Here is a 20,303-nt window from a genome sequence, read left to right on the forward strand (position 1 = left end):
TTACTATTTTACAATTTTTAGGTGTTCACGACACTAAATAGCATGACCTTAAAAACGTCGCTGTCATTTGTATGTAAAGCATCCGAGCATCAGGAAGACATATTTTGAAAGCTAGAGTTCTCCTTTATGTATGTGTATCGGAATTTTCCACTTTTGGTTACTGCGGATTATTGGGGGGATTACATTACGTTTTCTAACCATTGGGACACTCCTTAGAGACAAATTAGTCTCTGATTAAAAGTGTCCGTCAAACTGGGGTAGCTTCAGGGTGTCCTCTTTTTTTGTTTGGTGTCCTCTTTTTTTTGTTACGCAACGAGAGATACAGTGATAATACGTAGTTGAAGCTAAATCAATAATTGAATTGCGAGCGCGAGTCATCGTTGAAATCCCTTCTAGTTTGATATCCTTTTAAACCAAACTAATAAAAACTCGCGCCGCCGTCAAATTTATCTTGAGATGTTTTTTGAAAAAGTTGTGTCCCTTTTTTTTCTTGAATTCAGTCTGTTCGATGATGGGAGGTAAAAACGCCCTCGAAGTGAGGGCGGGATGGGAGGTGGTTTTGAGTTTAGTTGTCGGGTTTCGCAAGCTCTACGCCGACCTACAGGAACCCGAGTTACCGCGTTACGACCTAAAATGGTATAAGTAAAGATTTGCCCCTTACCTCATTAATTTGTCACCTTACATCCCTTCTTATAGAAATAAAAAAAACCATCATATAAATTTAGAAGTTCATCTGCACCAATAATTTCAAAGCTATCTTCATAATCTTTTAAATCATCGGGCGAGTAAACATTAAGTGAAACGACCTTTTTTCGCTCTGTTTTAAATCCATTATAAATACTTAAGAATGCTCTCTGATTTTTAGAGACAACATTTCCTTCTTCTGTTTTTATAATATGCTCTACTATTTTATAAACTGGCTTTTGTAGTTCTACACCTTCAGCTTTGAACAACTCTTTATTAATAACACTACACTTACCAACTCGTTCTAGAGCTTCCTGATCAGTGGTCAACCCGCCACGATACCTTTCAACTTTTGTTACATGGTAATCACCCAAATAATCATTCAAATCTATTGTGCTTGTTTGCTTTGTGTCTGCGCACGCCCCCAAAGATAAAACAAAACAAATTGTCACTAAAAACACTTTAAGCTTCATTTTCAAGCCTCATTCCTTATATATTTATAATTTCAAACACTACCATTGCCGGTAGACATCTTTTGAATACATGTCCCACTCAGCAGCACGCCTATTTTTTAGACCATTGCTTACCGTACCTTGAGATTTATTCCACGCCTTCCAAGCAGACTCAAGGGGTGAATAGTTAGTCTGAGCGTTAGGATTATCGACAATCAGGACATCCAGGTAAACCGCCTTGCATCCCACCGGCAGTGTTCTGACTGGTGCTTCACCAGTATAGCTCTGACTCCAATATTCCTAGTAGTCCTCAACCCATGAAGGAGATGATCCCTGATAAAACGCTGAATCAACGAAAAACCATCCATCTCCTATCGACTGAATTGCCGTTTCAACGTAACCACTTAACCAATGAGCTTCCAATTGCTCTTGAGATACAGAATTTGTAAAATCGATTACGCTTGGGTTGTAATATATTATTATATATTTACCTGTGGAATCACCCGTAAGATTTGTAAAAGGTTTGACATAAATATTCGTTTCTTCGTTCGTTAACATCGCTCGAATATTTGACGATTTATTATCAAATACATAATCAACTTGTTCAGCTTTGTGAGCTTTATCTCTCGGTTTCTGTAGCTTCAATAGTTCCCTGAAGGATACTCTATCGTCATTAGCAATAATTGATTGTAAATGTATTGCAAACTCTTCAGCACTTTTTGCTTTGGTACATGACGAAGCGATAAAGGACGTGCACAATATAATTATTAAAATTAGTATATTTTTCATTATGGCCTCTTTGCTAAATCTAAAAATTTCGTCATTGGATCTGACCTAACACCGTTTCTTCGAAGAACAAAATGAAGGTGAGGGCCGGTTATCCTACCTGAACCATCAGAGGTTCCAATAGTAGCTCCCTTATTAACCTTATCCCCAATCTTAACATTAGCTTTAGTATGAGAATAACTAGTCTCTAACCCATTGGCATGTTTCACTTTGATGTAATTACCTGCATTTTTATTGAAGTTTACATCGATTACTTCTCCGTCCAAAACAGAATAAACGGAGTCACCAGTTGGATTTCTAATATCTACAGCAGTATGCTTTGTAACTTTTCCCGTCACAGGATGAACCATGGCATTGGAATATCCTCTTTTCACATCTCCGTGATCGGTAGGCCATACAGGGGTATTTGGATTCGCAGGTTGTGCTCCTGCTACACCAGGAACAGAATTTCCTGGAGACGTAATCATTTTGCAATCAGGACAACTCGGCAATCCTTCTTTCATCCCGCCGGCGGTATCCTTATTGATGCTATCCCCATTGGGGAACGAACAACGAACAACAACGAACAACAACGAACAACAACGAACAACAACGAACAACGGGACATCCATTTTTATACAACGAACAACGGGACATCCATTTTTATACCTGCTTTATATTACAACACCACACCATAACTTTAAAGCGCTCTTCATTGCGTTTTATGAGAATAATTTTATCGAATTAGATTCATTCAGGACATTTTTCGCATAGATATTAACTTTCAGGAAACACTAAGCCTCAGCATAACTGATTAAGGTATTATGAGTTGATGAAAGATGATTTATCTAAAGAAACAATCGCTGACTTGCAGAAAGCCCTTTGACTAACTTCCTTTCTGCTACATCCATAAAATGCGTAATCGCACTGGTGGAGCCTATGACACTGAGTTGCGATAAGTCATCTTTCTGTTTCATTAACGAGACAAACTCATCAGCATGGAGATTAAGTCGGTTTAGTATTGGCGGTGTATCGCTCTCAATATAACCTCGTTTTGTGGGAAGTATCGCGTGACCTAGCCAGTCGACTAGTTCGATATAGTCTTGCTCGGTTACGTTAATTGCATTTTTATGTTTTTGTTTTGATTGGGTGAGTTTGATTAAGGGAATTGGGGTTTGAACTTTGCTTTTTAGTTGCTGTTTAATCCGCTGTTGAATTGAGGTAAAGTCAGACTTTTCTGGCGTCTTAGCCATTTTGGCTCGGATGGGATTTAAATCGACATAACCCATTGCGGTGATGACTGCGGCTTCATCAAGTAACGGCTGGGACTTAAATCTGCCCTCCCAGAATCTACCTTTGCATTCGTCTTCTTTGTTTGCTTCTCTGGCCAGGTATTCATTTAAACCGCGCATAAACCAAGAGATATCCATCAGTCGCTCACGCCACTCTCGAATCATACCTTGAGCTACTTCTGCGATACCTTGCGCTTGTGGATTTTTAATATACTGTTGTACCACTGCCGGAATTTTATAGAGTCGCTTCCAGCGCCTTATAACGTTGGCCTCACTCCAACTCTTAGCTTTGTCGTCATCGACTCTAAGCACAAGATGGTAGTGGTTTGACATAATGGCGTAACTCGCGACTTCAATGGCGAATGAATCTAATTGATAAGCTATACGTTCAACTATCCAGTGTCTGCGATGTTCAAAATTCTTTCCAGAGAACTTATCTTCGCCACATAAAAATGCGCGTCTTACGCAACGAGAGATACAGTGATAATAAGTGGTTGAAGCTAAATCAATTATTGAATTGCGAGCGCGAGTCATCGTTGAAATCCCTTCTAGTTTGATATCCTTTTAAACCAAACTAATAAAAACTCGCGTCGCCGTCAAATTTATCTTGAGATGTTTTTTGAAAAAGTTGTGGGTGTCCCTTTTTTTTAAAATTTATCTTGAGATGTTTTTTGAAAAAGTTGTGGGTGTCCCTTTTTTTTATGATTTAAACGTAAATAATTTTATCGTTTCGATTTCGCTCTTAATGATTTCTGGCTAGGTTGAAGAATTCAGAAAATACTAATTCTTAGCAAAGTTTAAAAGCTTATAGGGGGTAATACAAGATGAGAAAAGCAACTTAGCTAACGAAATAATAACCGCAGACCAGCTGACCGCCTATACTTTAGCTTCACTTCAACGACAGTAATGAGTATCTTGGTCTGCCTTAAGCGGCACAGTGGTAATAAGTGGTTGAAGCTAAATCAATTATTGAATTGCGAGAGCGAGTCATCGTTGAAATCCCTTCTAGTTTGATATCCTTTTAAACCAAACAAATAAAAAATCTTGCAGCCGTCAAATTTATCTTGAGATGTTTTTTGAAAAAATTGTGGGTGTCCCTTTTTTTGTCTTGAGATGTTTCTTGAAAAAGTTGTGGGTGTCCCTTTTTTTTTTGTTAAACCAAACTAATAAAAACTAGCACCGCCGTCAAATTTATCTTGAGATGTTTTTTGAAAAAGTTGTGGGTGTCCCTTTTTTTAAGAGATGGAGCTAACTCAGGCACAACTAGCCGATACACTGACGATCTCACAACAATTGATTGCTGCTTATGAAGCGGGTTCAAGGAAAGTCCCTGCCTCTATGCTACCCATATTGGCAAGGTTATTTGCTGTATCATTGGAACAATTAACAGGATTAGAAACAACGCCCGCCAAGCGTGGACCAGCCTCCACACTACAACGGCAGATTGAACAGATTGGTTTAATGCCCAGGAGTAAACAGAAATTCATTACTGAGATGTTAGAAGCTCTGATTAAACAGCAACAAGCTTCTTAGAACAGAAAGCCAAGCTTTGCATAATTAACTTAAAAGCGCTCTAATTATAGAGTCAATACTTTCATGTTCACTACGTTCTAATGGTTTTGAATTATATATTAAGAGCACACCATCGTTTAGCAAAGAAACTGCTTCTACTTTACTATCTAATCGCTCGACAATTTGTTCAGGAGATAAAGTAAAAGATCGCTGGCACAGCTCTTTATCAAAATAATTAACTGCATTGATACGATAAACACCATCACGACCGTTAACATCTCGACCAGTTTCTCTTACCTGCTTAACGATATCCATCCAATCAGATCTAGCTAAGGTTTTATCATAAATTGTTGCTCTATATGACTCAAACGCATCAACAAGCATAGGGAAAACTCGCTGAACTAAATCGGAGAAGTCCACTTTCTCGGGGTTAAACTCAATAGCTAAATTATCGTCATATTGAGCTGTATCTCTTAAGTACTCTTTACTTCGTAACTGATAAACAATCTCGCCCTTTAGTCCTTTACCCAATACCTTATTAAGATCGACTATAGACGACAACTCTCCAGCGATATCAGATGGTATCACAACTTGATCGCTGGAAATATTCCAGGGCGAATTAATGCCCTCTTGTTGTTTGATAAATCGATTATGTCGACTGCTAATATCGTCATTTAAATTCGGTCTATGACGAAGTTCTAATACATATTTGGTACTCATGGCTTCACAACTCTCACGCTAATATTAGAACGAACAACGGGACATCCATTTTTATACCTGCTTTATATTACAACACCACACCATAACTTTAAAGCGCTCTTCATTGCGTTTTATGAGAATAATTTTATCGAATTAGATTCATTCAGGACATTTTTCGCATAGATATTAACTTTCAGGAAACACTAAGCCTCAGCATAACTGATTAAGGTATTATGAGTTGATGAAAGACGATTTAGCTAAAGAAATAATCGCTGACTTGCAGAAAGCCCTTTGACTAATTTTCCTTCTGCTACATCCATAAAATGCGTGATCGCACTAGGAGAGCCAATGACACTGAGTTGCTTTAAAAAAATTCTGTATGTTATTTTTTATGTTTTTTGGGGTTAAGACCTTCGCCCCAAACTACAACTGCTGAACTAAAATTTGCTCTTTAAAGTTTGTTACTTGTTTTTCATTTTTAAATCGCGCTAACAAAACACCACTCTCTTCTACTGCGGTAATTTCGCATGTGACTATTTGGTTAGACAATTCCAAAGGAGAGTCAAGATCTATGGCGACTTTATGATAATTTTCAGTGTGTCCATAAAAACGATACATACCATTCTCTAAACGTTGCGCTTGGCCTTCCCATAAAACATCCTGACACTGCCCTTGCATTGTTTGCAACAATTGCAATTTTTTGTACTCTACCAATTGATGCAATAGCTTACTTCGTTCTTTTTTTACCGGCCCTTCAATTTGTTCAGGTAAACGAGCAGCCTTTGTTCCTTCTCGATTAGAGTAAGTGAAAATATGTACGTGGCCGAAATCTGCTTGCTCTACTATTTGTTTAGACAGCTCAAAGTCAGCATCCGTTTCGCCGGGAAAACCAACGATTATATCTGTAGTAACATTAAATTCTGGTACTACTTTTCTTGCCTGTTTAACTAGCTGTAAAAATGTTTCAGACTTACAGCGCCGCGACATTTTCTTTAATATGCGATTACTACCACTTTGAATGGGTAAATGCATATGTGGCATTAAACGCTTGTTTTCAAAAAGTTCAAAGAAGTTGTCTGGCAAATCCCACGGCTCAACAGAAGCAAAACGGATTCTTGGGATTTGAGTTTTCTCTAAAATGGCAACCACCAGATCATACAGGCTGGTGTCTAAATCTGAACCATACCCGCCAACATGCACGCCTGTAAGCACAATTTCTTTAACGCCTTCAGATTCTAATTTGTTAATTTCTGAAATTAATTCTGCAATAGGACGGCTAGACTCTTCGCCACGGGCCACGGTAACAATGCAATAGGTACAACGATAACGGCACCCATCTTGAATCTTTATAAATGCCCTTTCTTTATTTCTAACAAACAATGCAGCTTCTTCTGGCTCTGTTGCAGCAAATGGCATATCGGGAGTTTCAATTAACGCTTTGGCTAGTTCTGGCAATTGTGATTTGTCGGCGTTGCTTACAATTAAGTCGACACCTAATAGTTGTTGCGCCTGCTCTTTTTCTAAAGACGCATAGCACCCAGTCACCACAAGTTTAGCTTGTGGGTTTTTACGGTGCAGTTTACGAATAGTTTGACGTGACTTGCGAGCAGCTTCTGCTGTCACAGCACAGGTGTTTATTACCATCAGTTTAGACTGTTCAATTTGAGGCGTAATAGATAAGCCTTGCGAACGAAAATCTTCTGCCCACATTTGTAGCTCGGCTTCATTTAAACGACAGCCTAATGCCGTTAGATAAACTTGCATAAAATACTCTTAAATTTTGTTTCGTTTTAAAGTGGCTTTGTTAACTTTGGCACCCAAGCCCATAACATTTGGCACAACACCGGTTCGTTACCTTCTTGGTCAGTCACTTTAACTTGAATTAATGTTTCGCCTTTGTCTTGCTGATATAACATTTCTATTTGTTGCTGAGTAATAATCGCTTCCGCTAACAAATCACCTGACGAGCGTTTAATATAATCTATATGCATTGACTTCATTAACGGTGTTTTGTCATCAGGAATATTCATACCGAGAACTAAACCACTGGCAGTTTCGGCAAGCAAGCTAGTTGCTGCGGCATGAACACTGCCAATATGATTTCTAACTTTTTTTCTATTTTTTAGTTTAAAAATTGCTTTTTCTTGAGATAGTGAAACACACTCTACGCCCGCTGTGCCAACAAATTTAATAGTTGAACCCAACGCAAAGTTAAGCGCTCTTTTACTAATCCACTGTGGCTTTTTCTGTAACTTATCAACTAATTTAGCTAATTGATTTTTCATGCTTTGTATCCATTAATATGCCGTTAAAAACGGGCTTAAATAATTAATTTTAATTTACGCTTGGCAATCAATAACAATTCGACCGTGCTTTTCTCTGTCTAAAAGTTGATTAAACACTTGCGAAACTTGAGTAAGGCCGACAGTTTCGGTAACAATTTCGTCTAATTGACTAGGCTTAAGATCTTGGCCCATTCTTTCCCAAATTGAACGACGCAATGGCATAGGACAATTAGTTGAACTCACACCTAACAAACTAACACCGCGTAAAATGAGTGGAAACACTGTCGTCTTTAAGTGGTGACTGTCAGCCAAACCAATACAAGCGACGTTCCCCCATAAATTAGTGTGAGCAAACAGCTGAGCTAACTGCTCACCGCCAACATTATCTATCACGCCACCAAATAGCGACTTTTCTAACGGGCGGCTACCTAAGTTAAGAGCCGCTGCCGAAGTCACTTGGTTAGCGCCTAGCTTTAATAAGTAGTTATCAAATTCGCGTCGTCCACTTAAGGCAATAACCTCAAAACCCATGCCATGCAACATATTGACCGCTATTGAACCAACTCCGCCACTCGCCCCGGTGACCACAATTGGGCCTTTATCGTGAGTTTGCCCATTTTCCAGCATACGGTGGATGGCTAAGGCGGCAGTAAATCCCGCGGTGCCTAAAGCCATACAATCTTTTAAGCTTAATTCTGCTGGGCGCTTTATAACCCAGTCAGCCGGTACTCTCGCGTATTGTGCGAGGCCGCCATCATGGCTTTCACCTAAACCGCAACCATTAACTAATACTTCGTCTCCGGGTTTAAAGTCACTTACCTGAGAGCTCTCAACGACTCCGGCTAAATCAATTCCGCCATTAAGCGGAAATTTTTTCAAAATTTGCCCTCGTCCTGTCGCTGCTAAAGCGTCTTTATAGTTAACCCCTGAATAGCTAACTTTAATGACAACATCGCCTTCACTGAGTTGCTCAAGCGACATAGGCATTATTTGGTGGTTAATGCCTTGATCTGATTTATCAATTCGACATGCTAAAAAGCTCATAAATTAACCTTATTTTCGCAATTTGGCGCTATTGTACCTGAAAAGGTACCTTTGTAATGCCATTTTTGGCTGTTTTTAATGCAATTAGTCGCATTTGCACCAGCCGTAAAGCGCCTTTAGCTCATCCGATTTGCGTTAATAATCAATATAAAAACAGCGACTTAACAATTAAAATGTGAATCTTCAACAAAAACTTAACTTGTCTAAGTGACTCAGAAAGGTTATAAATCCTTCCTTGTGGGGTTTTCCTGTCAAGTATTCGGGATAACGAATACTATACAAATCAATAATAATTAGGAGTGAAACTAGATGTCCTCTACTGCAAACGAGTCGCAAGACTTAGCACCACCGAAAGGTGACTTCCTAGGCCACCCCAAAGGTCTTTGGATGCTCTTCGGTTCAGAATTTTGGGAAAGATTTAGTTATTATGGCATGCGTGCCATTTTAGGACCTTATGTTGCGATTGCATTTTTCTCGCATTTAGGTGACAAAGCCGACGCCGAAGCAAGTTTAACTTACGGCGGTTATACCTCAATGGTTTATATGACTGGTATTTTAGGTGGTTATGTTGCTGACAGAATTTTAGGTTATCAACGTTCTATCATGCTGGGCGGCGCTTTAATGTCCGCCGGCCTCTTCTTATTACTCTCTCCTGACTTTACCCTATTCTTATTAGGTTTAGCTGTCTTGGTGGTGGGTAACGGCCTGTTTAAGCCTAATATATCAACCATGGTTGGTAAACTTTATACTCCAGAAGATCCTCGTAGAGACTCAGGCTTTACCATATTTTACATGGGTATCAATGCCGGTGCTTTAATCGCTCCTATCATTTGTGGTACTTGGATTGGCGCAGTTTATGGTTATAAATGGGGTTTCTTTGCTGCGGGTATTGGTATGGTACTCGGCGTTGTTGTTTTCCAACTTCTTAAAGCATGGTTAGGCCATGTTGGCGAAGCGCCAAAAGAAAGAAATGGGTGGAAATCACTTGGTCAAGTTCTGTTAGGCGCAGCAGTATTAATTGCTCCGGTTTACATTTTGCTTAGCAAAAGTGAAGTTTTAGGCATGATCTTAACTATTATGATGTTAGGTCTTTCTGCCTACTTCGTATTTAGCGGAATTAAAAGCGGCAGTAAAGAACAACTACACCGTTATATCGCTATGCTTATTTTATTTTTGGCCAATATGTTTTTCTGGGCACTATTTGAACAAGCAGGTTCGTCATTAAACTTCTTCGCACGTGACTATGTGTCTATGCCTGGTGGTTTAGATTTCACCTTATTCCAGTCAGCTAACCCCGTATTTATCATTGTTTTAGCTCCGCTATTTGCATGGGCTTGGCCTAAGCTTGAACAGTGGAACATGAACCCTTCTATTCCACGCAAGTTTGCTTTTGGCTTACTCGGTGTGGGCGTTGGGTTTTACGCGTTAGTTTTTGCCATTCAGTTTATGGTTGGTGAAGATGGTCGTGTACCTTGGTACATGCTAGCGATTTGTTACTTAATTCATACTATGGGTGAACTTTGTTTATCACCGATTGGATTATCAATGGTAACTAAATTAGCACTGCCAAAAGAAACAGGACTTGCTATGGGCGGATGGTTCCTTTCTATTGCAACCGCAAACTATGCAGCTGGTCGCATTGCAGCAATTGCCGCAGGCGGCGGTGGCCATGGCGATGCAGCGGGTTCAATCGAAGGCTATGCAACCGTTTTCGAACAACTCTTCTGGGGTGGTTTAATCATCTCTATTATCTTCTTTATTGTCGCGCCATTTATTAATAAATTAATGCATGGTGTAAAATAATAAACACTTTAAAAACTCGGCTCCGGCCGAGTTTTTAAATTATTGAGTTTAGCGCTATTACTGATACCAGCAACGAAAATCAGCAACGAAAATCAGCAACGAAAATCAGCAGCGAAAATAGTTTTAAACTAAATAATTTCACTTTAACACTTCAACTCAAAAAACAAGAAACTTACCATGAAAAACTTTAAAGTTCCGCATACGCTAGTTTTGCTTTTCAGCATGATGATCTTTGCCTACCTACTCACTTGGCTTCTCCCCTCGGGAGCGTTTGAAATGTCAACCAATGCCGAAGGGCGCGAAACGGTTGTGCCTGGAACCTATGCTGTCGCCAAAGATGATATTAATTTGTCTATTTGGAGCTTATTTACGGTCATCCCAAGAGCTTTGGGAGAAGCACAAGGCATTATATTTTTCTTATTTTTAATCGGTGGTTCAATCGCCGTATTGCGAGAAAGTGGTGCCATTGATGCCATGTTAGGCAAAGTGCTACAAAGATTTTCGCACCGCCCTGCATTACTATTATTTATGAGCTGCGCGGCATTTATGCTCGGTTCCTCGACCATTGGAATGGCAGAAGAATATATTCCGTTAGTGCTCATTCTAATTACCTTATGTGTATCTTTAAAAATGGATACCATCTCTGCAGTGGGTTCTATGGTGGTAGGATATGGCATTGGTTACGGCACGGCTGTACTCAACCCGTTTACTCTACTTGTTGCCCAAGGCGTTGCCGAAGTACCTCCAACTTCAGGCTGGGAGTTTAGGTTAGCGCTGTTTGCTCCTTTTATGTTAATTGGCTTTCATCATCTCTGGAGCTACGCTAAAAATGTTCGGCTAGATCCAGCAAATAGCTATGTCGCAGATATTAAAGAAGCACAACCGCCTGCGGTGACAGAATTTCCTGCAATGGACAAACCAAAAACTGCGATTCTGTTGCTCACTTTAGCCACCTTATTTTTATTGGTTTATGGCATTGCTACCCTGCACTGGTACTTTATTGAACTTGGCGCATTATTTTTTGGTTTAGCGATTGTAACCGGATTAATAGCTGGGTTTAGCTTAGATAATATCGCTACTACTTTTATTAAAGGCGCGTCAGAACTAACCGGCACAGCATTATTAATTGGCTTTGCTCGCAGTATCGAATTATTGCTTACGGATGCTCAAGTACTGCACACCATCGTTAATGCCTTAGCGATGCCTTTAAGTCACGTTGGCGCAGAAATATCAGCCATTGGCATGTTGTTAATTCAAAGCATATTAAACTTCTTCATTCCTTCAGGCTCAGGCCAAGCTTACGTTACCATGCCCATAATGGCGCCAATTGGTGACATTGTTGGAGTTTCACGCCAAACAGCCGTTCTTGCCTATCAAATGGGGGATGGATTTATGAATATGATTGTTCCAACCAATGCCGTGCTAATGGGAATTTTAGGCATGTGTGGAATACCTTATAGTCGCTGGTTTAAATTTATTGCACCACTGATTGGAAAACTATTTATTGCCGGAAGTTTATCGCTCGTTATTTCGGTACTTATTGGCTATTCATAAATTTTTAGCGCTTTTATTAAATAAAAAACCGGCGTAATGCCGGTTTTTTAAATCTGGTCTATACTCAAAATGACTTGTATCGACAAACTACTTTGAGAATAGCCCAATGCCACAACTAAGTTCCATTATGACCGCTAACCCTATATCAATTTCAAATCATGCAAACATTAATCGTGCGCGTTTATTAATGACAGAAAAAAAGATACGTCACCTGCCGGTTAAAGACTCTGAGTCGGGTAAATTAGTTGGTATTCTGAGTCAAAAAGCAGTACTTGCCAATGCGATAAAAATCCTTAATCAGAGAGGCTTCGATCAACTAGAGCACTGCGAAAAATCCATGGATGTGGCCAGTATTATGACGGTACATCCCACTACTTGTGACTTGAGCGATTCAATAAAAGTTGCCGCTGCAAAGCTATTAGAACAACGTAGTGGCTGTGTTGCCATAGAAGATAAAGGTGAACTTGTGGGTATTATCACTTCGAGTGATTTTGTTAAGTTAGCCATCGCCTCCGGTGAATAAAAGGGCTACTGCCTAGCCAGCCGAATATTTTCTAGATCAGATTCAAAATCACTTCGCCAGGGGTTAATATCTAGCCCACCTCGACGTGTATAACGCGCATAAACCGTCAGCTTTTCAGGGCCACAAAGCTCTTTTATATCAGCAAAGATACGTTCTACGCACTGCTCATGAAATTCATTATGTGAACGGAATGAAATAATGTATTTTAGCAATCGCTCTTTATTTATGGGTTTACCTTTATAGCGAATCACAAGTGAAGCCCAATCGGGCTGATTCGTAATTAAGCAGTTACTTTTAAGTAGGTGTGTCAGCAAGGTTTCTTCTATTATGTCTGTTTGGGTTTCATTTACAGCCAAGAGCTCTCGGCAATATTGATAAGTGTCGATTTCAACATCTAAATTGTCTAACAAAACCCCTTCGATTGGGGTTAAATTAAAGTGAGCAAATTTATCAACAGCATAAAGCTTAGACTCAAACAAGCCGCCAGCGGCCTGAGTCAGGTCGCGCTGCATAACCGCTGCAACTTGCTCCATCGAATCAAAGCGAGTCTGATTAAAAGAGTTTAAATACAGCTTAAACGACTTAGACTCAACAATGTTAGGACTATCAGCATTTAACTTAAACTCTCCTATGGCGATTTGAGGTAAGCCTTTAGAGTTTAGCCAGCTGACTTCATAACCGGTCCACAGATCTTTACCCTGAAAATTAAGGTAGGCTTGATTCAGCTGATCTCGCTTTTCTTTGCGCGCAATAGGAAACAATAACTCGGGTGAGTAATGACTTACGTAAGGCGTTGGCTTGCCTAAAGGAATTTGGTTCATGATTGGCTTCTATTAATTAAACTATGCAAGGTATCTTATGCTCTGCCGAATTTTATCATATAATGGCGCTCCTCAAGCAACCTTAAAAAATTATTGCATTTAAATTATCCCGCCATACAAGCGCGCGATAATTTAGTGCCGTTAAATCGAATAAATTGAGTAATTTATGTGCCCATCACCAATTCCAGAAGCCTGCAGAATCCGACAGCCGCTTAACTTAAAGGCGCAGCTAAATGGACAAGACTTTACCTTCGAAACGAGCTTTGGTGTATTTTCACCTAAAGAAATTGATGAAGGCACCAAGCTACTGCTCAAATATCTTGATATAAAAGAGGACTTTGACTGTTTAGATTTAGGTTGCGGTTACGGCCCTATTGGTCTTTATATGGCTAAACAAGCACCTAAAGGCAAAACAATCCTTCTTGATAAAGATTTTGTCGCGATTCAACATACCAAAAACAACATTAAAATAAATCAACTTAACAATGCTGAAGCACGGCTTAGTAATGGTCTTTCTGAGCTAAATGAAGAAAAGTTTGACCTAATCGTCTCGAATATTCCCGCAAAAGTCGGCAACGATATGCTGTATTTATTTCTATATGATGCTTTTTACCACCTAAAACCGGGCGGAAAATTTGTTGTTGTCACGGTAAATGGACTGCGCCATTTCTGTAAACGCGTGTTTAATGAAGTCTTTGGCAACTATTCTAAAGATAAACAAGGCAAAGCCTATACTGTATCTTCTGCGGTGAAATTAAGCTAAGTCGCAATCTAGGCATTTCTAGATGAGATATCTGCCTTGTTTTTACCCAAAAATCAACCGTTTTAGTGAATATTTTAAAAGAAAAAGTATTCCACATTTTCTGTGGATAACTTTGGGGAAAAGATTTTTAAAACTCTTCTAAAGCCGCATAATTACTCACCCTGCTACAGATTGGTTAAAATTTAACCTTGACATATTAAATCCAATAAAATCAACAACTTAAATAATTATTAATGAAAATCAGCAAGTTACTGACGGTGCTTTTTTTTTGTGCAGAGCGACATAAATTAATTTTAAAATAGCTGTGGATTTTTGTTGACATCAACAACAAATGAGGTTCCATATGACAGAAATATTACGAAAATTAAGCCACTATCTTATTTCACAGGGTTTACAGCGTAAAGTAGTCACTTACCTGCTAAAAAACATGCCTTTTTATTAGCAAAAGCTTATAAAAACACGCGCCTTGAAAAGGCTGTTTTAAACACTAAAAAACCAATAGCCAACCAAAATAGCTGCCAAAACGCCAATGAAATCAGCAAAAATACCACAACCTATGGCATGCCTGACTCGTTTAATTCCAACAGCACCAAAATAGACCGTGATAACATAAAATGTGGTTTCTGTACTTCCCTGCATGACAGACGCAATTTTAGCAACAAAAGAGTCTACTCCGTGAGTGTCCATGGTTTCTAACATCATCGCTCTAGCACCGCTGGCGCTAAAAGGTTTCATTAAAGCAGTTGGCAGTGCTGCTACAAACTGGGTGTCAAATCCAACCCAAGCAACTAGACTGGAAATTGCTTTCACCACAATATCTAACACACCGGATGCTCTTAACACGCCAATAGCAACCAACATTGCAACCATATAGGGTATAATTTTTACCGCAAGCTCAAACCCTTCTTTTGCGCCGTCGATAAAACTGTCGTATACATTAACCTTTCGCCAATGCGCGACTACTAATATAACGACAATACTGGTAAACAATAGTCCATTACCCAGTAAAGCAGAAACGCTGGCCATTTCGTCGTGACTCATACCGGACAACCAATAAAGCAAACCGCCAATCATCGCTAAAATGCCGCCTAAATAGCTCAACACAACCCGATTAAGAAGCGGTAGACCTTGGACTAAACCCACAGCGAATAAACCAAATAAACTAGAAGCGGTAGTTGCTAATAAAATCGGTAAAAAGACCTCTGTCGGGTTCACAGCCCCTTGCTGTAGCCGGTACATAATAATTGTGATGGGAAATATAGTAACCGACGAAGTATTAATGACTAAAAATAGAATTTGCGCGTTGGAAGCCGTCTCTTTTTTCGGGTTTAATAACTGCAAGCTCTGCATTGCTTTAATGCCCATAGGAGTAGCCGCGTTATCTAACCCCAGCATATTAGACGCCATATTCATGGTGACATAACCTAATGAAGGGTGTCCTTTAGGGACCTCTGGCATTAGTTTACTAAACAGTGGGCCTAATAATCGCGCCAGCCCGTTTGCCAGCCCAGATAGCTCGGCAAGCTTGAGCAGGCCACACCAAAAAGCCAACACGCCAATAAGGCCTAGAGCTATTTGTGCGCTTAACTTGGCCATATCAAAAAGACTTTCGATAACCGCGTTAAACACGTTAGCGTCTCCCTGTACCAGCCAGCTATATAAGGCAGTTAAAAACGATACAACAAAAAAACTAAGCCATAACTTATTAAGCATACTAACCTGTTGATTTTATTTGGTTGTCTTATTCTTGGCCTCTGATACTACTTAAATGTTAGGGAATGCGCAAAACTTGCTTATGTAGCTACTCGACAAGCTAAATTTTTATAGAAAGTGATATTTACTCACTACCTATCCGGAAATTCTGTATAATCGCCAACCAATATTTTGCTACTAACAGCAGCCTGCGGCTTAAATTTAGGGTTTGTGCGTCAATTTAGCCCAAAGAGGTAGCGAGAATGTATAACTAGATGAAGATAAAAGTGATGATTCAAAATAACCAAAGCCGTAATACTGAAACAGCTAATTCAGACAGAGCTAACATCGAAGGCTCCAGTATTGAAAGCAGCAGTATTGAAAGCAGCAGTATTGAAAAAACTAGCATTGAAACTTCTATCATCGAAACTTCAAACTTAGCTTGCAGCAACGACACAGCTTCTTCAAGCGAAGCAAATCAAGCGCTAGACCAAGCTAAAAAGGTAGAGCTAAATAAGCTACAAAAACGCCTGCGCCGCAGTACCGGTCAAGCCATCAGCGACTTTAATATGATTGAAGAAGGCGACAAAATTATGGTCTGCCTTTCTGGTGGTAAAGATAGTTATACCATGCTAGAAATACTCAAAAGCTTACAAAGAAGCGCACCGGTTAAGTTCGAGTTAATCGCAGTTAACCTAGATCAGAAACAACCGGGTTTTCCAGAAGATGTGTTACCTGCTTATTTAGAAACTCAAGATATTGAATATCATATTATTCAAGAAGACACCTACAGTATTGTTAAAGAGAAAGTGCCAGAAGGAAAAACCACCTGCGCTTTATGCTCTAGGTTGCGTCGTGGAATTATTTACTCTTGGGCACAACAAAATGGTATTACTAAAATTGCATTAGGACACCATAGAGAAGATATTATGGAAACATTGTTCTTAAATATGTTTTTTGGTGGGAAAATGAAATCTATGCCACCCAAACTCTTAAGTGACGATGGAAAAAATACCGTTATAAGACCACTCGCTTATTGTAAAGAAGCAGAAATAAATCGCTTTTCACAACTGAAAGGTTTTCCTATTATTCCTTGTAATTTATGTGGTTCTCAAGAAAACCTGCAACGTAAACAAATAAAGCAAATGTTAAAAACTTGGGAGCATCAATTTCCAGGTAGAATTGAAAATATTTTTCGTTCTATTAGTAATGTTGCACCATCGCACTTAATGGACACTAACTTATTTCCGTTCCAATCTTTACATAATGAAATGCAGTTAAATCAAGAGACAGATGAGCTATTTGACGAACCTAGCTTTTCAAAGACGACCAAGGCAAAACCTACCGAGCCTACAGCGACTATTAATATTACAAACTTATCTTAAAAAAGCCCCCTTAGTTTAGCTAGTTCAAATGTCTTTTACACTTTTTATAGCCAAAACCAAGGGGTAAACTCGGCTCGGTAGCCAAATACCTTTTAATTAAAAGGTATAACGCATTCCTACTAAATAATTACGCGCAGCCCTCGGTGCAAGATCTTTCAACAAAGAGCTGTGGTCGCGCGCCTCTTCATTGAGTAAATTATTCGCTTTAAAAAACAGTAGTAAATCATTTTCTTGAAAATAAAGACGATAATTTGCTTCTAGATTTAACATAGTAAATCCATCGGTTGGCAACTCATTTAATCCAATTTTGTTTTGCTTGGCATGAGCAATCCAGTTGATGTTGGCCGACAATGCCTCAAAGGCATAGTTAAAGTTTAGCCCTAATTTACGAGGCGGAATTCTTGGTAAATATGTACTTTGGTTGCTGCCTGAGTCGAGCTTTGCAGATAAGAAATCCGCAATAACTCCAACCTTTAATTGATGTGCCGAACGCGGAGTCATTTTCCAGTTGGCTTGTAATTCAGCGCCATAGAATATTGCATCATCTTGCGCGTAACATATAAGCGTTAGTTCTTCTTCAGCAGCAACAAGCGCGGCTTCACTAGATACACAAGCATCGCCTTCAGAAGCGACGCGACCGTAAATAAAATCATTAAATTGGTTGTAAAATAAATTAACTTCGCCATCGAAAACATCACTTTCAAATCGGTAAGAAAAGTCAAAATTATTTGAAACTTCTTTAGCTATATTAGCGTCGCCAATTTCATATGATCGCGTTGCAAAATGCTCGCCATCAGAATAAAGCTCTTCAGCACTCGCGAAGCGGTTAGCGTGCGAGTAATTTAGCGCGATTTTATTATGTTCCATTAATGAATAAACGACACCAGCCGAGTAACTTAATCCGCTTTCTGAGTAATTTGGCGTAGCGACAGCAGCGACCTTTTGCGACTCAAATCTTAAACCAAGCTCCCATTTAAGCGCGCCAAACTGCTTTTCTTCTAAAATATATAAGGCCTGATTAGTCGTCACACTTTGTGGCACAAATGCTTCTTCACCAATTGCATCAAAGTCTCGTTCAGTATATTGCACACCAATAATGCCATGCCAGTCAGATAGCCAGTCAGAGCTAGCTGGGCTGCTATGTTTTAAGTAGCTTTTTAACTCAAAAGCATTATTCAAAAACTGTGTTCCAACTTCGTCGCCTTCTAGCTCTTGATGTTCATAATCAGTATATGCCAATCCCAAAAACCATTGACTGATAGCGGGTGAAATATTATCCACTGCCGCTTGCAGATCGTATCGTTTTTGGTTCAAATCAATCAGTACCCCTGCTTCGTGCTCTTCATGTTCTTCTGCTTCATGTTCCTCTGCACCGTGTTCTTCTTCATGGTGTGCATGTCCAGGGACCCCATATTGTTTATCATTAAAGCTTGCAGCAAACCCAATATATCCAGAATCAGAAATGAAAGTGGTTCCAATGGTTGCCGCTTTACTTTCAGAATGGCTATGAGCGAGGCGTTGGTCACCTTCTTCCCCTTCTTCATGTTCGCCGCCCTCAGCCTCTTCAAGCTCGTGTAAATATTCGGACTCGGCAGCGCTGGGGATTAATAGATCATCATAACGGCTGCTAACTGCGTCAAAATGTAAGTGCCAAAAGTCTTGGCCGTAATCAAATACCGAAATTACACTATTTTCACCGGTTGCATTACTTCCTAAACGGGCTTCCAAGCCACCAGATAAACCAGTAGCAAACTCTGGATTAATTCGTCTATCTGAAACATTGATAACGCCGCCAATTGCTCCGCTACCATAAAGCATTGTTGCCGGCCCTTTTACTACTTCAATTTGTTCTGCTAATAGCGGCTCAATTCCTGCGTCGTGATCGGCGCTAGTTGTTGAAGCATCTTGAACCGACATTTGGTTGTTGGTGATTTGAACCCGACCACCACCTAGGCCTCTGATTACAGGTCGAGAAACCGATGGTCCAAAAGATGAAACATTTAAACCCGGCTCTAGTTGTAAAATATCGCCTAAGGTACCTGCACGTTTCATGGTGAGTTCGTCACCGGTTAATATAACCGTTGGCGTAGCCATATCTAACGCAGTATGCTCAAGCGGGTTCACGCGAACAATGATTTTATGTTCCGACTCATCTTCTAGCCGAATAACTAAGGGTGCATTAAATTTTTCTTGTACTTCAATTTCTTGATGAAAGTGTGCAAAGCGGCCACCTTCAATGTCCAAAATATATTTTCCTGGCGCTAAATCGAGTGAGAAATTGCCCTCACGATCACTTAAAGTCACTATATCTGTACCACGGACTTTAATTTTTATATTAGTTAAACTACTCGTATTGTTAACTTCAACTTTTCCACTGATGGTTTCTGCAATCGTGCTCTGCGCACTAAGCAATAAACTTGATATCAAAAAGCCTTGAACAATTCGGTTTTTAATTTGGACGTACACAATAATTTCCTCACTTAACAAAGAGAACCAACACACGGAATTCATTTCCAATATGCTTGGTTTACAAAAATAAAATTAATTTAAATTGAACTAAGAAAGTAAGTTTTGTGGTGGAGCTCGAGGGGCACGGGAAAAATCTAATTGAAAATGAAGAGCAAAATCTTGCCCGAAGCTGGGGGTAAGATAATGATTTACTTCAAGCTTAAAAATAAAGCTATGTGAAATTTGACACCAATCATCTTGTTGGGCACCTTGCCCCATACAAACATGAGAAGTGCTTGATAAAAGGTGCTCACTGCTAAATTCATGTTGCAATACTGCTGCCTGGGCTAATACCCAGTTCAGTAGTAATAAAATTGCAAAATTCCTAGCAGATAAACGCATGTTTTTATTTCAGTATTATGGTGTTGCTGAGTTATTCCGTTAGGTTAATGTTAACTAACCATGGTTTAAAATTAAGGTTGTTACAAGCCTGCCAGATAAACTAGCAAAACAACGAACCACGCATCTTCGCAAAAATTAACCTAACTAGCAAGAAACTATTGCTCGCTATTATTGTAACA

18 protein-coding genes are annotated in these 20,303 nt (G+C 39.5%); 6 read left to right on the plus strand and 12 right to left on the minus strand.

The window, feature by feature from the left end; translation table 11 throughout:
- Window positions 1–665: 665 nt before the first annotated feature.
- From ACUR5C_RS09390 to ACUR5C_RS09405, 4 genes are all read right to left on the minus strand, one after another.
- Entirely contained in the window at window positions 666–1,163 is a 498-nt protein-coding gene (locus ACUR5C_RS09390) for a hypothetical protein (RefSeq protein WP_454464858.1), read from the minus strand.
- A gap of 273 nt (window positions 1,164–1,436) precedes the next feature.
- Complete coding sequence (locus ACUR5C_RS09395; protein ID WP_454464859.1) at window positions 1,437–1,925, minus strand: hypothetical protein; 489 nt, start codon at window positions 1,923–1,925, stop codon at window positions 1,437–1,439.
- Window positions 1,925–2,425 carry a M23 family metallopeptidase gene (locus ACUR5C_RS09400; protein WP_454464860.1) on the minus strand — a complete coding sequence of 167 codons (501 nt, stop codon included), beginning with the start codon at window positions 2,423–2,425 and terminating at the stop codon, window positions 1,925–1,927. The genes ACUR5C_RS09395 and ACUR5C_RS09400 overlap by 1 nt, the downstream gene beginning before the upstream one ends.
- A 324-nt stretch (window positions 2,426–2,749) precedes the next feature.
- Window positions 2,750–3,727: a transposase gene (locus ACUR5C_RS09405; RefSeq protein WP_454464861.1), complete on the minus strand. Its 978-nt coding sequence runs from the start codon at window positions 3,725–3,727 to the stop codon at window positions 2,750–2,752.
- A gap of 708 nt (window positions 3,728–4,435) precedes the next feature.
- Between ACUR5C_RS09405 and ACUR5C_RS09410 the strand changes: the two genes are divergently transcribed.
- On the plus strand, window positions 4,436–4,726 hold the full coding sequence (locus ACUR5C_RS09410) for a helix-turn-helix domain-containing protein (RefSeq protein WP_454464862.1): 291 nt from the start codon (window positions 4,436–4,438) through the stop codon (window positions 4,724–4,726).
- Between the two features lie 24 nt (window positions 4,727–4,750).
- On the opposite strand, the gene ACUR5C_RS09415 is transcribed toward ACUR5C_RS09410, so the two are convergent.
- The 4 genes from ACUR5C_RS09415 to ACUR5C_RS09430 all read right to left on the minus strand — a co-directional run bounded on the left by ACUR5C_RS09415 (window position 4,751) and on the right by ACUR5C_RS09430 (window position 8,733).
- On the minus strand, window positions 4,751–5,425 hold the full coding sequence (locus ACUR5C_RS09415) for a hypothetical protein (protein ID WP_454464863.1): 675 nt from the start codon (window positions 5,423–5,425) through the stop codon (window positions 4,751–4,753).
- 402 nt (window positions 5,426–5,827) lie between these two features.
- Window positions 5,828–7,168 (minus strand): tRNA (N(6)-L-threonylcarbamoyladenosine(37)-C(2))-methylthiotransferase MtaB, encoded by a 1,341-nt coding sequence (gene mtaB / locus ACUR5C_RS09420; RefSeq protein WP_454464864.1) that lies wholly within the window; start codon window positions 7,166–7,168, stop codon window positions 5,828–5,830.
- Window positions 7,169–7,194: 26 nt separating this feature from the next.
- A complete protein-coding gene (locus ACUR5C_RS09425; protein WP_454464865.1) occupies window positions 7,195–7,689 on the minus strand; it encodes a DUF4442 domain-containing protein in 495 nt (164 codons plus the stop codon).
- A 54-nt stretch (window positions 7,690–7,743) separates the two neighbouring features.
- Window positions 7,744–8,733 (minus strand): YhdH/YhfP family quinone oxidoreductase, encoded by a 990-nt coding sequence (locus ACUR5C_RS09430; protein WP_454464866.1) that lies wholly within the window; start codon window positions 8,731–8,733, stop codon window positions 7,744–7,746.
- A 309-nt stretch (window positions 8,734–9,042) separates the two neighbouring features.
- On the opposite strand from ACUR5C_RS09430, the gene ACUR5C_RS09435 reads away from it, so the two are divergent.
- From ACUR5C_RS09435 to ACUR5C_RS09445, 3 genes are all read left to right on the plus strand, one after another.
- The gene (locus ACUR5C_RS09435; RefSeq protein ID WP_454464867.1) at window positions 9,043–10,536 is read left to right on the plus strand and encodes a peptide MFS transporter; all 1,494 of its coding nucleotides are present in this window, start codon (window positions 9,043–9,045) and stop codon (window positions 10,534–10,536) included.
- Window positions 10,537–10,713: 177 nt separating this feature from the next.
- Window positions 10,714–12,090 carry a YfcC family protein gene (locus ACUR5C_RS09440; RefSeq protein ID WP_454464868.1) on the plus strand — a complete coding sequence of 459 codons (1,377 nt, stop codon included), beginning with the start codon at window positions 10,714–10,716 and terminating at the stop codon, window positions 12,088–12,090.
- A gap of 106 nt (window positions 12,091–12,196) precedes the next feature.
- A complete protein-coding gene (locus ACUR5C_RS09445; protein WP_454464869.1) occupies window positions 12,197–12,613 on the plus strand; it encodes a CBS domain-containing protein in 417 nt (138 codons plus the stop codon).
- A 5-nt stretch (window positions 12,614–12,618) separates the two neighbouring features.
- Here the strand turns inward: ACUR5C_RS09445 and queF are convergent, their stop codons facing one another.
- Complete coding sequence (gene queF, locus ACUR5C_RS09450) at window positions 12,619–13,434, minus strand: NADPH-dependent 7-cyano-7-deazaguanine reductase QueF (protein ID WP_454464870.1); 816 nt, start codon at window positions 13,432–13,434, stop codon at window positions 12,619–12,621.
- 166 nt (window positions 13,435–13,600) lie between these two features.
- Here queF and ACUR5C_RS09455 point away from each other — a divergent pair, with 166 nt between their 5' ends.
- Window positions 13,601–14,197 (plus strand): class I SAM-dependent methyltransferase, encoded by a 597-nt coding sequence (locus ACUR5C_RS09455; RefSeq protein ID WP_454464871.1) that lies wholly within the window; start codon window positions 13,601–13,603, stop codon window positions 14,195–14,197.
- Window positions 14,198–14,677: 480 nt separating this feature from the next.
- Here the strand turns inward: ACUR5C_RS09455 and ACUR5C_RS09460 are convergent, their stop codons facing one another.
- Entirely contained in the window at window positions 14,678–15,910 is a 1,233-nt protein-coding gene (locus ACUR5C_RS09460) for a nucleoside recognition domain-containing protein (RefSeq protein ID WP_454464872.1), read from the minus strand.
- A 269-nt stretch (window positions 15,911–16,179) separates the two neighbouring features.
- Here ACUR5C_RS09460 and ttcA point away from each other — a divergent pair, with 269 nt between their 5' ends.
- Window positions 16,180–17,274: a tRNA 2-thiocytidine(32) synthetase TtcA gene (gene ttcA / locus ACUR5C_RS09465; protein ID WP_454464873.1), complete on the plus strand. Its 1,095-nt coding sequence runs from the start codon at window positions 16,180–16,182 to the stop codon at window positions 17,272–17,274.
- A gap of 96 nt (window positions 17,275–17,370) precedes the next feature.
- Here ttcA and ACUR5C_RS09470 read toward each other — a convergent pair whose 3' ends face one another.
- Both ACUR5C_RS09470 and ACUR5C_RS09475 read right to left on the minus strand, forming a co-directional pair.
- Window positions 17,371–19,740, minus strand: a complete 2,370-nt coding sequence (locus tag ACUR5C_RS09470; protein ID WP_454464874.1) for a TonB-dependent receptor — start codon at window positions 19,738–19,740, stop codon at window positions 17,371–17,373.
- A gap of 90 nt (window positions 19,741–19,830) precedes the next feature.
- Entirely contained in the window at window positions 19,831–20,055 is a 225-nt protein-coding gene (locus ACUR5C_RS09475) for a hypothetical protein (protein WP_454464875.1), read from the minus strand.
- Window positions 20,056–20,303 lie beyond the last annotated feature (248 nt).

It is taken from the genome of Aliikangiella aequoris, assembly GCF_053709105.1.

Excerpts from the sequence above, each read along its gene's own strand:
- ACUR5C_RS09395 (WP_454464859.1), bottom strand. The coding sequence starts at position 1,925 with ATGAAAAATATACTAATTTTAATAATTATATTGTGCACGTCCTTTATC.
- ACUR5C_RS09400 (WP_454464860.1), bottom strand. The coding sequence starts at position 2,425 with ATGAAAGAAGGATTGCCGAGTTGTCCTGATTGCAAAATGATTACGTCT.
- ACUR5C_RS09405 (WP_454464861.1), bottom strand. The coding sequence starts at position 3,727 with ATGACTCGCGCTCGCAATTCAATAATTGATTTAGCTTCAACCACTTAT.
- ACUR5C_RS09410 (WP_454464862.1), top strand. The coding sequence starts at position 4,436 with ATGGAGCTAACTCAGGCACAACTAGCCGATACACTGACGATCTCACAA.
- ACUR5C_RS09415 (WP_454464863.1), bottom strand. The coding sequence starts at position 5,425 with ATGAGTACCAAATATGTATTAGAACTTCGTCATAGACCGAATTTAAAT.
- mtaB (WP_454464864.1), bottom strand. The coding sequence starts at position 7,168 with ATGCAAGTTTATCTAACGGCATTAGGCTGTCGTTTAAATGAAGCCGAG.
- ACUR5C_RS09425 (WP_454464865.1), bottom strand. The coding sequence starts at position 7,689 with ATGAAAAATCAATTAGCTAAATTAGTTGATAAGTTACAGAAAAAGCCA.
- ACUR5C_RS09430 (WP_454464866.1), bottom strand. The coding sequence starts at position 8,733 with ATGAGCTTTTTAGCATGTCGAATTGATAAATCAGATCAAGGCATTAAC.
- ACUR5C_RS09435 (WP_454464867.1), top strand. The coding sequence starts at position 9,043 with ATGTCCTCTACTGCAAACGAGTCGCAAGACTTAGCACCACCGAAAGGT.
- ACUR5C_RS09440 (WP_454464868.1), top strand. The coding sequence starts at position 10,714 with ATGAAAAACTTTAAAGTTCCGCATACGCTAGTTTTGCTTTTCAGCATG.
- ACUR5C_RS09445 (WP_454464869.1), top strand. The coding sequence starts at position 12,197 with ATGCCACAACTAAGTTCCATTATGACCGCTAACCCTATATCAATTTCA.
- queF (WP_454464870.1), bottom strand. The coding sequence starts at position 13,434 with ATGAACCAAATTCCTTTAGGCAAGCCAACGCCTTACGTAAGTCATTAC.
- ACUR5C_RS09455 (WP_454464871.1), top strand. The coding sequence starts at position 13,601 with ATGTGCCCATCACCAATTCCAGAAGCCTGCAGAATCCGACAGCCGCTT.
- ACUR5C_RS09460 (WP_454464872.1), bottom strand. The coding sequence starts at position 15,910 with ATGCTTAATAAGTTATGGCTTAGTTTTTTTGTTGTATCGTTTTTAACT.
- ttcA (WP_454464873.1), top strand. The coding sequence starts at position 16,180 with ATGATTCAAAATAACCAAAGCCGTAATACTGAAACAGCTAATTCAGAC.